At 84.3% G+C, this 204-nt stretch carries 1 protein-coding gene; it reads left to right on the top strand.

Annotation, left to right across the window (positions count from 1 at the left end; translation table 11 throughout):
• Positions 1-204, top strand: a 204-nt coding sequence (locus QWY28_RS24890) for a hypothetical protein (protein ID WP_300955451.1), incomplete at both ends; no start/stop codon positions are given.

Genomic DNA, 204 nt, shown 5'->3' with positions numbered 1-204 from the left:
CCCCCGGGCTGCGGCTGCTGCCTGCCCTCGTGGTGGCGCTCCTGCTCGCGCTCCGGCCCGCCGCGCCGGCCGGCTCCCCCCCGGCGGGCCCGGCCGCCGCGCCGGCGGCCGGCGACAACCCGCTCGCGGGCGGGACCTGGGGCGTCTACCGGGGCGGCGCGGAGATGGCGTGGGCACCGTACGAGCGCGCGACCGGCCGCAAGC

It is taken from the genome of Nocardioides oceani (assembly GCF_030412965.1).
In the GTDB taxonomy this organism is placed as follows: Bacteria; Actinomycetota; Actinomycetes; order Propionibacteriales; family Nocardioidaceae; genus Nocardioides; species Nocardioides oceani.
This window is presented reverse-complemented; position numbering and strand designations above follow the sequence as displayed.